The sequence below is a fragment of the Clostridium sp. MCC344 genome, from assembly GCF_018785365.1.
Lineage (GTDB): Bacteria > Bacillota > Clostridia > Lachnospirales > Lachnospiraceae > Pilosibacter.
Genome location: NZ_WQPQ01000077.1, coordinates 67,637 through 81,109, shown reverse-complemented (window position 1 = coordinate 81,109; position 13,473 = coordinate 67,637). Strand labels below are relative to the sequence as shown.

Annotated in this window: 11 protein-coding genes; 4 read left to right on the top strand and 7 right to left on the bottom strand. The window is 46.6% G+C overall.

Annotated elements, in window-relative coordinates; genetic code table 11:
- Positions 1 to 63: 63 nt before the first annotated feature.
- The 6 genes from GPK90_RS15905 to GPK90_RS15880 form a co-directional block, all read right to left on the bottom strand.
- Positions 64 to 669, bottom strand: a complete 606-nt coding sequence (locus GPK90_RS15905) for a GIY-YIG nuclease family protein (protein ID WP_215703431.1) — start codon at positions 667 to 669, stop codon at positions 64 to 66.
- A gap of 215 nt (positions 670 to 884) precedes the next feature.
- Positions 885 to 1,685, bottom strand: a complete 801-nt coding sequence (locus tag GPK90_RS15900) for a metallophosphoesterase family protein (protein ID WP_215703430.1) — start codon at positions 1,683 to 1,685, stop codon at positions 885 to 887.
- Positions 1,686 to 1,757: 72 nt separating this feature from the next.
- Complete coding sequence (locus GPK90_RS15895) at positions 1,758 to 3,827, bottom strand: TniQ family protein (RefSeq protein ID WP_215703429.1); 2,070 nt, start codon at positions 3,825 to 3,827, stop codon at positions 1,758 to 1,760.
- A gap of 11 nt (positions 3,828 to 3,838) precedes the next feature.
- On the bottom strand, positions 3,839 to 5,476 hold the full coding sequence (locus GPK90_RS15890; protein ID WP_215703428.1) for an ATP-binding protein: 1,638 nt from the start codon (positions 5,474 to 5,476) through the stop codon (positions 3,839 to 3,841).
- A gap of 23 nt (positions 5,477 to 5,499) precedes the next feature.
- Positions 5,500 to 7,686 carry an integrase catalytic domain-containing protein gene (locus GPK90_RS15885; RefSeq protein ID WP_215703427.1) on the bottom strand — a complete coding sequence of 729 codons (2,187 nt, stop codon included), beginning with the start codon at positions 7,684 to 7,686 and terminating at the stop codon, positions 5,500 to 5,502.
- A complete protein-coding gene (locus GPK90_RS15880) occupies positions 7,649 to 8,365 on the bottom strand; it encodes a TnsA endonuclease N-terminal domain-containing protein (RefSeq protein ID WP_215703426.1) in 717 nt (238 codons plus the stop codon). The genes GPK90_RS15885 and GPK90_RS15880 overlap by 38 nt, the downstream gene beginning before the upstream one ends.
- A gap of 519 nt (positions 8,366 to 8,884) precedes the next feature.
- Here GPK90_RS15880 and GPK90_RS15875 point away from each other — a divergent pair.
- The gene (locus GPK90_RS15875) at positions 8,885 to 9,256 is read left to right on the top strand and encodes a helix-turn-helix domain-containing protein (protein WP_215703425.1); all 372 of its coding nucleotides are present in this window, start codon (positions 8,885 to 8,887) and stop codon (positions 9,254 to 9,256) included.
- A gap of 131 nt (positions 9,257 to 9,387) precedes the next feature.
- Here GPK90_RS15875 and GPK90_RS15870 read toward each other — a convergent pair whose 3' ends face one another.
- Positions 9,388 to 9,597: a helix-turn-helix domain-containing protein gene (locus GPK90_RS15870; protein ID WP_215703424.1), complete on the bottom strand. Its 210-nt coding sequence runs from the start codon at positions 9,595 to 9,597 to the stop codon at positions 9,388 to 9,390.
- Positions 9,598 to 9,892: 295 nt separating this feature from the next.
- Here GPK90_RS15870 and GPK90_RS15865 point away from each other — a divergent pair, with 295 nt between their 5' ends.
- The 3 genes from GPK90_RS15865 to GPK90_RS15855 all read left to right on the top strand — a co-directional run bounded on the left by GPK90_RS15865 (position 9,893) and on the right by GPK90_RS15855 (position 13,450).
- Positions 9,893 to 10,225 (top strand): hypothetical protein, encoded by a 333-nt coding sequence (locus tag GPK90_RS15865; RefSeq protein ID WP_215703423.1) that lies wholly within the window; start codon positions 9,893 to 9,895, stop codon positions 10,223 to 10,225.
- 1,545 nt (positions 10,226 to 11,770) lie between these two features.
- The gene (locus tag GPK90_RS15860) at positions 11,771 to 12,715 is read left to right on the top strand and encodes a replication initiation protein (protein ID WP_215703422.1); all 945 of its coding nucleotides are present in this window, start codon (positions 11,771 to 11,773) and stop codon (positions 12,713 to 12,715) included.
- A gap of 9 nt (positions 12,716 to 12,724) precedes the next feature.
- Positions 12,725 to 13,450: a replication initiation protein gene (locus GPK90_RS15855; RefSeq protein ID WP_215703421.1), complete on the top strand. Its 726-nt coding sequence runs from the start codon at positions 12,725 to 12,727 to the stop codon at positions 13,448 to 13,450.
- The last annotated feature ends 23 nt before the right edge of the window (positions 13,451 to 13,473 follow it).

Below are 13,473 nucleotides of genomic sequence, written 5' to 3'. Positions count from 1 at the left end.
AAGGCTCATTCCTTCCGGGGTTAAGTCACATAAAATAATAAGAAAAGATTCTTAATGATGATTTTAAAGTTTGGGATGAATCCTTGGAAATTTTTGCATCTGATTGATTGCTGATAACATCCAATTATACTGTGGATTTATAAAACGCAGCCTTCCGTGTTCTTCATAAAGCCAATGGCTCTGCAGTTTTTTTTCAGAGTATGCCTTTTGAATATCATAATGAGAAAAATGTCCTCCTCTTACCTGATAAATCGTGTATTTGTTAGCATACTCTACAGTCAGTGCATCCTCATAAACCAGTCTTTGGGATTTGCTGATTTCTCCAAGTGGGATAATTTCGTGAACCGATTGTGGCTCATATACCGCAGTTGCTGACACGGCAGACTTCCCACTTGGCGCAAAATGCTCCCGAAAACGTTGAAAAATTCCGTTCGTCTCTCCAATATAATATAAATCCTCTGCGCATTTCAAAACATAAAGATAAGATTTTCCTTCCACTAAGTGATACTTATCGCAATAATCATAAAGGGATTTTTGCGTCCCCCAATACCGCAGCTTGTTCTGCGGTCTGCAGTCTCTGCGCTCTTCTGGAGTCATGTTTAAATATCTGTTATGAGCATCTTCCAATATTTGAAGCATTTCCTCTAAAGTCATTTTTTGATTTTCCATTGTCATCCCTCTTTTCTATGTGTTTGCCTTCATGGTCTGCATTCCGCGCATCAGTTGAGCAGGGTGCCTTAGAAACGGTAAGTAATCCATACATAGTCGGCTTTCATGTGTAAATTATGGAAGGAAAGCACCCTGTTACCGCAAAATGAAAAACCCCGGAAGGAATGTCCCTCCGGGGTTCAAAACCGCTATTCTCTTAACTTTTAGAGCTGAAATTAACAGATTCTGGTGATCCGCTCATAGATGACGGTATCCTTTTCCGTGATCTGACGGTCCACATGATGATGGCCGAAAAACCACTGGCCGTAATCCGTCTTCTGTTTTACTTTTTCCAAATATTGATTCAGCGGATCCGGCGACAGAAGTCCGCCGCCTAAGATAGCCAGACTGGATGACGGACCGTCATGAGAAACAATGAAATCCGTCTTCATCCCGTTTGCTTTCAGTGTCTGCATCCCGTGCATCATTTCCAGTCTGGTCGGCATCTCGACCCGCCACCAGCTGACTTCCTCAATCCGCGCGCAGCAGTTTGTTCTGCGGAGAATCTTAAGCTTATCATACAGAAGCGGATCGTCCGGCTGCAAAATCCCTGCCGTGTAATCCCGTTTCAGTGCCGCATCCGTTGCAAACCCGTCGATGTCATGGGATCTTGCCCCGCCGAAAGCGAATACCTTCTTTCCGTCCAGATCGAACATCTCGCCACGCATTAGATGAATGACATGTTCCCGGATCTTATGCACCCGTCCTCCATGCCATTCCTCCACCGGAAAGGTATTCAGTCTGGTAAAATTCTCATGGTTGCCGTCCGCGAACAGTGTGGTGTATGGTCTGTCCTCCAGCCAGTCGAGCAGCTGCTTCTCCCGTTTGCTTTCCTTATCCTCCGCCCATACCAGTCCAAAGTCTCCGCAGATGATCATGTAATCATCGCGCGTCAGCTCTTTCTGTTCCGGGAAATTCTCCGTATTGAAGCGGTCCGGTTCCGCGTGAATATCCCCTGTCACGTAAATTCTTCCCATTTTTCTTTTCTCCTTTTTGCATGATTCCGTTCTGATTCTCCAAGGAGTTTACAGTTATCATACCATTGTGTCTTACTTCTGTACAGTCCCGCTATCGGCAGCCTGATTTGCACCACCACGTTCTCCCGAACGCTTCTTTTCCGACAGGACGTATTCGCCGTATCCGATCCGTTCCAGATAATCGTTTCTTACCAGCCATCGCATCAGGTCCTGCACCTGTTTCAGCGGCAGGATGTCAGCCGAGTCCCTGGGGCTCCAGAATCCCTTCCGTCGGCAGATTTCTTTTGCGGATAAATAAATCAGCGCTTCTTTTCTTTGTATCGGTTTCGGTTTTGCCAGCCGGTGCGTAAAAAGCTTTGATTCCGTGGGTCTGGACAGTTCCTGCATGATGCATCCGGAATCCCGGAAGAATCTTTCTCCGTTTTCGCCTTCGATGCAATATCTGACGTTTTTCATGTCCGTAATGCGGTAGTACCCTCCAGTGCATGTGTTAAGCGCCTCTTCCAGTTCCGTTCTTCGAATTGCCTTGTGGCACAGGTTGCATCTTCTCCCGCGGAGAAAATCATTCGGAATCATCTCCGTAACGGTTCCGCATACCCGGTGTCTGATCAGTATCCGGCTTCTCAAATCCGTGAAGCCGCTCACCGGCTCGTATTCGTCTCCTGCCAGTTCCCGCATCCGTTCCTGGAAATCTTCCGGGGAATTTCTTGGGGCACGCCGTCTTCCGCATGCCATGCAGGTCGGCCTCTTCTCAAAACGGCTCAGTTCCCACTGAAAGGTCTGACCGCAAACTTTGTGTTTCAACCGGACGATGTGCTCCTTTTTCCCTCCGATATACCGGATCAGTGTAAAATCGGGGGATGCAGCGCGGACACGTTCCGCCGCATCCGCAAAACTCACTTTTGTTTCGCAGTCGCATTTCTTCTGCGTCCAGAGTGTCTCCATAAGTCGGGTTTTCCGCAATTTCTCGCAGGTTTTATGGATAATCTCAGCCCGTTCTCCCATGTCCTCCTCATTGACATCCTGCGCCAGCTCATAATTTCCGTCTCCGAGAAAAGAAAGCCTTTGGTTGATCCGTTGTTGCAATGACAGCTTTGCTTCACAAAACGGACAGCCGCAGCCCAGACCGAGCGCATACGGATGGATATGGAAATTTTTTCCGCAGGTCCCGCACTTCAGACACACCAGCCTCCCGAACCCGGACATCAGTCGGAACCGTCCGCTGATTACGTCCGCAAACGGTTCCTCCAGTTCCCTCAGACAGCGCTGCGCCTTTTCTTCCAGAACGGAATATTTACCGAACAGGAATGTCGTGAACGCCATCAGCTCTTCCATTCCGTTCCACGGCTCCATCAGTATTTTCAGTACCCTTTTTTCACATTCGCCTTTCAGGTACGGAAGAAATCCGGCCGTCTCCACCGCTTCCTTTATTTTCTTCCGGATCCCCAGTTCTTCCATGCGTTCTGAAAACAGCGCCTGCAGCCCGCGAAGATCGAAAAACAGCGGCCGTTCATACATTTCCTTTGCGAAGCTGCTGATCTTCCATTCCGTTTCCGGATCTCCGGCCGGTTCTTTCCCCGACAGGATGATTCCGTCCTCATCCGGGTCCAGCACTTTTTCTTTCCGGCATGCCAGGATCTGCAGAGGAACCCGGTGGACGGCGCACAAACGCACACCCGGCAGATGATGCCAGGTGCGCAGATAGGAAAAGCCGTACCGTTCACGATCCTGCCGTCTGCATTCGGGGCATGACAGGAACTCCGGAATCATGTTTCCGCGGTTTCCAGTCCCGGTCAGGGCAGTGTCTTTTTCCCTCAGGATGAACTGCGTCCACCGCGCCTGGTTCCCGTATGCAAGGAACGGAAAAACCGCATACAGCGGCGTCATCTTCCTCAGCATTTCGTCCGCTGACGGAAAGAAACGGACCGGCCCGTATTCCTTACAGGTCCGGTCCATGTCCCGGATAAAATCAACCCGCGCGGTCCAGGATACCCCCTCCAACGGCTGCAGTACGGTCCTTTCGGCCAGGAACCGTGTCCCGAATTCTTTGATCGACGTGTATCCGTTTTCCAGTGACAGCCTTGAAAGCCAGCCGTAAAGCAGCTCATCTTCCATCGGTCTCACACATACCGGCATGATCATGGTATGAAGCCCTATCCTTTCTCGATGCAGTTCATCAACGTGTTTTCGATCTCCTTCATTTTTCCGTCATCCCCGGCTGCCTGTTTTGTTCCAATCGTCCGTCTTTTTCCTTTTCCGACCTTTTTTAAGACGGCAAGAACCATCTGAACACGTTCTCCCTTGGCGGCCTTTTTGAATCCGTCTTCCTGCTCCGCTTTTGCAAAGGCTTTCCGGATCTGAAGTTCCGAATACTCCGGATAGCAGTCTGAAATGGATCCCATCATCTGAGAAAGAATCAGGTCACGATCATAATGATTATCAATGTTTTCCTTCGCTTCCCGGCGGAATGCTTCCGCGGCTTTTCTTTCCTCATCCGCCAGGGCTGACTGCTGAATATCCATCAGCATGTTTTCACGAAGTTTCAGAAAACGCTGTTCATTCTCAACCAGGGATTCCTTTAACAAACCCCGCATTTCCCTGATGTGTTTCTCGGCAACCTTATGAACAAACACCTCATCAATAGTCGGCTGCTCCTCCGTGCTTAATACCTCGAACTGCATCATCATCCACAGCGTTGTAAGCAGGTCAATACTGCCGCAGCTTTCCTCATACATGGCATTCTCAATTTCCTCCGTCAGGGTTGCCGGTTCGTCCAGCCACTGGTATTTCCAGATCCTCTCGATAATCCCGCTCATGTACTTCCTGTTTTTGCAGTAGGAATCCGCCCGGATAATTGTGCTTGCCATGCGCCTCTGGATGCGCAGCATGCTGCCCCATAACCTGCACGCCTCCGGGGTTCCGATTGCCACGATCGCCACGCCCGTCTGGGCCGTGATGGTCAGGAAATTCTCGAAGCTTTTTGCGCTTCCCTGTGAAAAATCAAGGAACTGGATCTCGTCGATTGCGATCACCCCGATGTGGTACACCTCAATCCATCCGCAGACAATGGAAACAATCTTTCCCAGGTTTGCCTTACCCGAAACCATATTCAGGTGATCCGTCCCGGTATCCAGCAGCCGGTCGAGCTGCTTGGCAAATGAAAGGAACAATGCCGTCAGGTTTGAATTCGCAAAGGCAGTCAGACGGATGATCGGGATCTGCGTGTAAAATCCGTCCGGAAAGGTGTGGCGGATGACCCGCGGATACTTCGCGCATGTCAGGTCAAATGCCGTTGATTTTCCCACTCCGGATGTTCCGACAACGGAAAATCCCAGTACGTTGGCAGAAATATCATTCGCATACGAAATGATATTGGTCGCAATCTCTTCTCCCGCAACCCTGGTCGGTCTGGTAATCGCCGTTATCCCGTTCCGTCTGCTGGCGTATGACGAAATCAATGCCATGGACAGATGGTATTCAATAAGAGAATGGAACGGAATCGGATAGCGGATCTTTTTCAGACTGATCAGCCGGCGTTTCCGCTCAGACAGCGGAACCATCTTTACCTTTGCCGGGTCATATCCGGAAATGGGGATATTGTTTTGTTTGAACAGTTCGTTGATATCCGCCGCACGCGGCAATGCGCAGATATCCGGATTGCCCGGATATCCGTTCTGCTTCCAGTAACGCGCTTCCACACAGTCTTCAGCCTCCAGATCCACACCGTCATACAGGTTTTTTCCGACGGCCGGTTCCACATAATCAAGACTCATGTTCTTAACAAATCTCATGATTTTTCCTTCCTTTCCGCGTTCTAAACACCGAAATGTTTCTCCATCCCGCTGAAATCGTCCGGGAGTACTTCAATTACCTTTCCGGCTGCTTTCGCCGCCTTATTCTTCTTTTTTGTAATGTTTTCTTTTTCAGGCTGTACAGTTTCAGGTGCCCCTCCAATATCCGGCAGTCCGGTCACAACATCCTCTTTGGCTGCCGTAAGGCGGTCGGCAAGCGTATTGGAGAGCTGATTGTTTTCCTGTTCCTGCTTTCTGGCATTCCGGATGTCCTTTTTCCGGTTCTTCCCGGCATTTTGTAACTTTTTCGCCGTCATGATGACATCCGCCATGTCCCGCTGCACGCTGACCTGCTGCTCCAGATCGTGTGCTTCCAGACTCCTGCCTGTATCCTTTTTCCGTTTCCAGAGCCCGTCATATTCCTTCCAGCTCATGTTTTTAAAGGATTTCTGCTCCTCCCGGATTTCGTTCAGGGGGATGACATGCAATACGCCGTCTTCCATCAGGTACACGTGATTGATGCTCCGCGGGTCATAGCGGACTCCTGGCAGTGCTTCCCTTTTCTTTCCCGTTTTCCACATTTTCTCCAGAAGCCATTGTTCTCCGTTTTCATAGAATAGGCCGCGGTATGTAACGCCGCGTCGGGAGATCTGGAACTTCCGGTCCGTTTTCAGAAGTGCGAAAAATGCGGTCTTTTTCGTGCTATCCGTCAGCCAGCGCGGTGTCATCAGATACTCACACCCGTACTGCCATATGGAAGCCGGGATTGGCGGGACATCCGCCTGGATCATTTCCTTCGTCAGAGGATATCCGTCCCGCTTATGCTGGTTGAAATAAATGACAAACCGGTATGCCATGCGCCGGATGTCGTCCAGATCGGTGCAGGCGGTCTCGTAATGCCGGGAATCATGTTTCTTCATGATGACTCCCGTTCCGGCGGCCGCTCCTCTCACAAGTTCCTGGAACTGGTGGAATGACTGCTCGACGAGGCCTTTCATGGAACCTGTGGCCGGAGGCGCCAGCACGATGTTCATTCCGATTTCCCGTCCTACCCGCCGCATGTCCTCCGACGTGTATTCGGCGCCGTGGTCCGTACGCAGTTCCTGGGGAATGAATCCCATCGGGTAGACTTCCGGCGATGCAGTCAGGCCGTATCTTTCATACTGCTCACGGCCGTCGAAAAACAGCGCCATAAGTAAATTTGTGATTCCGACAAAGCTGTTATTTGCGTAATCCACCCAACAGCCTACAATGCAGCAGGAATAAACATCTATCATCAGATACATAACAGCTCGTCCGACAACCTGCCTGCTGTCCCGTGAGGACACGTTAATCATGTCGATCTCCACTTCGTCCACCTCAACGATATGTCCCGGTCCCAAGCAGCCGGACTGGCTGTTGCCGCGCAGGAGCCTTGAGTTGTTTCTCCGCTCCTTGGCGCTCATCTTCAGAGGAGTAATACCGTTCCTGTCGTTCTGTTTATTGCAGTATGTCCAGAATCTTTTGTATGTTGGAATTTCCTCAAGCGGAGCCATTTTCTGAACCAGGGTACCATTGCTGTATTCCTGTGTCATGTAATGCTTTCCGACCAGATATCTGTATGCCGATTTAAGCGACACTCCGACTTCTTTCCCTTTCAAGAAATAGCTGTAACCATCTTGGAAAACCTCTTCCAGACGTACGTCATTGGCAACCGTTTTATTCCCGTGTCCACGGACAGGGTCTCCTACCTTGTACTCATTCTTCCTGTTTTTTTCTCCCTTTCTTCCATCTACAAGAGAATAAGGGTTTCTTCCGGATTGAAGATAGTTTCGTATTTTTCGATGGGTAACCGCCTTGCTGCGCCCGAGCTCCTGCATCAGTTCTTTTATTTCCGGTTTGGTTTCCTTCGACTGGATTCGTTCCCATTCCGGATATAAGCGCTGCAGCATGCGCTCCACTGCAGCTGTTTTCCGGTTTAGTTCTTCCTTTTCCTCATCCGTCAGATTTTTCACTAAAAGCTCTTCATCTTTCCAGTCTGATCTTTTTATACCGCCTATGGATATCTGATACTTTACGAAATCCATGGAAAAACGCAGGATGTTCAATCTGGTTGTTTCTATTTGGATAAAAATTCCGCAATTAGGAGTCATGACCAAAACCCGATATAAACCGTCAGGCATCTGTACCACGTCACCCACCTGCATCTGTAACGACTCGCTGTTTTCCATCCCGGTACCTCCTGAACGCTTCTCTTATTTTCTCTTCGTTACCTCTTACCAGGCTTGCAAACCGTACGATTTCCCTGTCCATGGGAATCGATACCGCTTTGTGTGCAACCAGGTATTTTAGCATAGTCTCTTCACCCACCACATGCTCCAGAGCATAGTACGCCATACAGTGTTCGATATTGACTGCCAGGGTTTTATTCAAATTTTCCCGTAACACGATTCTGAAATCGACACCGTACCGTTTCCAATATTCCAGCTCGATGTACTGCCGGATCAGAAGATTACTGTATTGCGGTGAATCCGGATTGAAATCATCCGAGCCCGATTTGATACTGTATGCGACCCTGCTGCCGTTACGGAATGTAATGAGGAAATCCGTGGACAGGACATTGCGCGGAATGCGGAATCCATGTTCCTCACAGATGTTCCGTACCGTCTCGGAAGAAAGCATCATCTGTTCCTGAATCTGTGCCACGTCATCGCGAAAACGCATGATCCAGAAAAATTCCTTTTCGCCCATGGATAACGTATCCACGGTCCTCTCCGCAATCGGATCGTATACTGCCGTTGATGTTCCGATACTGCCGATTTCATTTGCTTTAATGAATCCGACATACAGGTCTCCGGTTCCGAGGCAGCGCCCTTCCTGTCGTTTTTTTGCGTCGCTTTTCTGCTTCAATTTTTCACCTCCTCGGTCCAATTATGGAATATCCCAATCCATGCCCTTTTCTCTGCAAGGCTTAAGGAATATAAATCTCTCTTTTCTTCTTGAAAAAGTCCTTTGTATCGACTGCGCATTTTTAAATTTTGACGAACCGAACAATCAGAATGACAGTCTTTTGATGTATCTTTTCTTGCGGATAGATGAATTCCGCTTTTTAAATACAAAATGTATGCATCTTCTCGAATATATACAGTCATTTTGCTTTAGAAATATTACTTTCCGTGCCGATACACACTATGACTGTATATTTCTTCATATTTTTCACAAACGCATGCACTGTGACTGTGTTAGTTCGTGCTTACTGACTGCGGATATCAAAATCTATCATATTTTATCGTTATGACTGCATATTTTTGTTCTCACGCAGTCATTTTGATATAGAATTTTACTTTGCAAATCCGGTTTCCCGGAATCAGGAACTGTGCTATACTTTTCTTATTACTGACGACAAAGAATCTTCGAGGTACACATACGATGAAATTAAAACGCAATGATGAACTGATCCCTAAACGGCTCAAAAAACTTCGAGAGGAAAAAGGCTGGTCCCAGACACAGGCCGGTGATTCCATCGGCGCAGGCCGTGGTGCCTGGCAGCAGTGGGAACTCCGTAAGCGTACGCCAAGTGACACGGCCCTTATCGCCGCTTCCTATATTTTCAACGTAAGCCTTCCGTATATCTGCGGCGTGGATGACGAACCGACTCCACAAAGCATGATTATCCAGGAATCCCGCTTACAGCCGATGGATCGTAACGGGATTGAGGCTTATCTCAGCCTGACACGGCAGGAAAAAGAGTTTGTGCGAAAAACCATGGATTTCCTTCAGTCCCATCGTCATCACCAATGAACCCCCACTGTCGGAACGTAATCTGCTCCGGCAGTGCATTTTTTTATTCTTTCTTCTTTTAATCAGAAAGCGAAACTTTTTCAAACTACTTTTCAACACAAGTAACAACTTCTTCAAAGCTACTCTCTTCCTCACTTTTCCTTGCCGCACAACCATGCGTCAAAGCTTTCCTTGGGTACGCGGTACATGGTCCCGATTTTATGTACCAGGAACGGCGTTCCGTCTTTATAAACCTTTGTCAGAAAATTGTAGGCAGCCGAACGCTTCACGCCAAGCATCACCTGAATATCTTCTGCACTGTACACACGCTGATCGATATCCTGTCTCTTCTCATATCCCATATCTGTTCTCTCCTCTCTTTTCCTCTAAAAGACGCAAAAAGGCACAAAAAGGCACAGCCCCTGCCGCCAATTTCATGGCCTCTAAACAGGAACTGCACCTAGTGGTGTCGTTATCGGTATTCTCTTTACTCTTTAAGTATAATGTCCTCCTGTCCGGGTGTCAATCCATTTTCTTCTATCTTTTCCATTCTATTTTTCTCTACTTCATCGCGCCATCTTTTCCCATAATTCCTGTACAAACATACAGGCATGGAGTTGAAAATTCGTGCCTGCTTTTACGAGAGGAGGACATATCATGATGCACGATTACTATGATCCCGTTAACCTGCAACGGCTGCAAGTTGCTCTTCCATTGCTGTACGGCCAGTTGGAAAGACTCTTGACAGAGATGCATACTTGTTGGCAGTTCCTTGCCTCTGATCCGGCTCCACCGAATGAGGACAGCATTCTGTATCTCCTGGATCTGATTGATCTGGTAGATAGATTTTCTGAGCTTTGCAAGAGACTTCGAACAGAATACCATACGCGGACTGGACGGCAGTTTTTCAAGCGGATTGATAATTTCGGTCATCGGCGAACGCTGCTGCTGATCGCGTTGGCTATGTATAACGATCTTACTTCTCAGTAGCACGGACTTAACAGCCTCCTGCTTTCCAGCGGGAGGTTGTTTTTTGCTGGATGATATCAGCTTTCGTGATAACTATGGCATAAAAGCTATCAGTTTCCGTGATAATCACGGTTGGCCCGCGGCTATCAGTATACGTGATAGTATGATGATTACTTAATATCAGCTTCTGTGATAACTTACGGTACTTATCTATATCAGCTTTCATGATAACTTTGTTTCAGTGGGAAGTTATCAATATACGTGATAATGTACCGGAAAGAATATATCACTTTCGTGATAATATCCGATATCCTTGGATATCAGCTTCATGATAATTTCTCTCGGTGTTTATATCAGCTTTCGTGATAATTTCTTTTCGCAACATATATCAGCTTCGTGATATTTGTATTTTCCCTAAAGTTATCACATACGTGATATCTATAATTTTCGCAAAGATATCACCTTCGTGATAGTTTGTTTGTCAGAAAAACACGTCATTTTGCTCACCATACGTCATTTTCTTCACCGTACGTCATTTCCCTCACCATAGCTTAAAAGCAGGCTTATTTTTCCCAAAATGCGGTGGAAAAAAATACGATAGGAAATGGGGAAAAGTACGTCATTTTGCTCACCTCACCTACTTTTGCTCACCGTACCACCCCAAAATACGTCATTCTGCTCACCATAAGACATTGATAATTCCTCGGAAACACCTGTAATTCCAACGATTTCTGGGTGGCACCGCCTACTTCGTAAACAGATTTATAACTATGTAATACTATAAATGTACAAAACTGTACGGCAACAATTTTTTCGCCCCAAAAAAGAAACAAAAGAAAAGAAATCTCGCAATAAAAAACTTTATCGTAGAACAGACCATGAATTGACTCAGCTACAATAAGTTTATTAAACCGATTCCTCATAAGCAGAAAATATCGATACAGTTACTGTTCATTGTATCAGTAACTGTATCGACACTAGGGGAATGTATTGGCATCTTCTACACAGTGAACCCTTTATGGAGAATGTGAATTGTCTGAAGTGAAGTTATTGGAGAGGTAACATAGTGGCAGGAATAACTTATCCTTTCGAGAAAAGAATTAGCACACCGCCAAAATATTCTCCAAAGTACAGATATGGTTATCGGAATACAAAACTGTACCGGTTATCAGTGACCGAGTCGCATACGCTGCCTCCCACCTTATGGAGAGGCGGTAATTGGTGAAGAGAAAATTGTCGGTTAACAATGACTGTATTGGCAGAAATCACGTACTTTTTTCGGAAAAGACATCGGCACACCGCCAAAATTCCACTTAGGAAATGATACAGCCATTGGAATATGGAACAGCTCCGTTTATCAGTGCCGAAATTGACATATGGTACTGTGAAAATGCTGTTGTGGAGACGCAAAACTGGCATTAAAACTTGTATCATCCTGCAGAAAATGGCTGTCATACACAAAAAAATCCTTTTCCTTCAGAAGAAGATTGATCCATCAATACCAAAATATTCCGTTTTGTCTCCATAATTACGGCATCAAATCGGTAGGAAGGAGACCAGTAATCAATGAAACATTATCCCCAGCCAGCAATACACGACTACAAAATCTTTGAGCGGAATGACATTGCCAAATATGGCATCATGTTTATCACTTATAAGGCTCTTGATCCGATCCAATATAAGAGCCTTATGTATCTGCTTTGGAAAAGTTTGCAGCAAACTTACGGGCGTATAGATTGCGCAGAATTATCCATCAGTGAACTCTGTCATGCCCTCGGATACTGCAGCGACCGGAATTGTAACTTCGCCCGTCTAAAAAGGAAAATTGTCCTGCTCATTAAGGAGTTAATGAACGAAACACTGACAATCCATGATAAGGACCAGGATATGTATGTTTCTTTCGTATGGATTCAAACGATGAGTTTTTCCTTCAAGAAAGACTGGCTTACCGTCCGGTTTAATACGGATCTTGCACGTTATTTCGGCTATGCATTGAAGGAAGACTTCACCGTGGTGAAATTGAAATATCTGAATCGGCTCAAGAAACCTGCTTCCGTCATACTGTATCCGTTTTTCTGCCGTTACCAAAATATGCATGTCTTTAATTATGATATTTCGGATCTCACGAATCTTTTGACAGGAGACATGGATTTTCCGTACAAATATCTGAAACGGGACCATATTTTGCCGGCCATTCAGGAAATTAACCGCTGCACAAATCTTAACGTAACCGTCTCGGAAAACTTTTCGGATCGGAAGGTAAGCAGTTTACACTTTGTCATTTCACGTTTTCCTGCCGAGGACGAAATGGATCATTACATGATCCATGAAAATGTCATGTTCGATGAGTTGTCGATCTGTCCGTATCGGAATGACTGGATGAATGACTTTGATTACGATATGGCTACCCAGAAATACATACCTCATCAGGATGCCACAACCTCGAAGATCGATGTCGATTATTCCAGTTCCATCTATGATGATATCATCGATTCATCTTATAAAGGCTAAGGAGGCGCCATGTATTCCACTGATTTGTTATTAAAAATTCCGAAAAGCATTTTGTTAACCGGGATTTCCGGGAATGACGGGAAGCCGATTTCCGCAATCGCCTGGAAGGCCCTGCTGTCCATCATGTACTTTTTCCACGAACGCGATCACTGTGAAATCACTGTGCCGATCACGATCCTGCACATGATGTTTGGATACTATTCCAATTCGGAGTGTAATCGCAACCGCTCACACCATATCCGTCGCATCCTCTCCCATCTGGAAGATCTTGCCGGACAGCCTCTTGTTTTTGGAAGACACCGCAAGAATAATACATCAGGCATGATCTGTATAGAGTCCGTTCAGGCGGATATCCGTTCAGACCAGTGTTCCGTGACTTTTTCCCCTTCCTTCATTCAATATTGGAAACGTAATACCGAGAAGACTTACCAAACCTTAGACCTCCAAAACCTGTATCCGCTTCATACGCGGCCTTCTGTCATTCTCTATCTGCGTTGTGTAGTATCCAACTCAGGCGTTATTACCCTTTCCGCAGAGGCGCTGGCAAAGCTGCTTACCGGAGACCCGGACTATCCGTATAAGTTGCTCAAAAAGGACAAAATTCGTCCGGCCATTGAGGTTATCTATTCGAATGCGGGTTTTCGCATTCATTTTAAAGAAATATTCCGTGGTCAGAAAGTGCAAAAAGTGCAATTTACTTTTGGTCGAAATCAGGTCACCCAAAATGATGGATGACGAGGCACACCAGTACAGTTGGA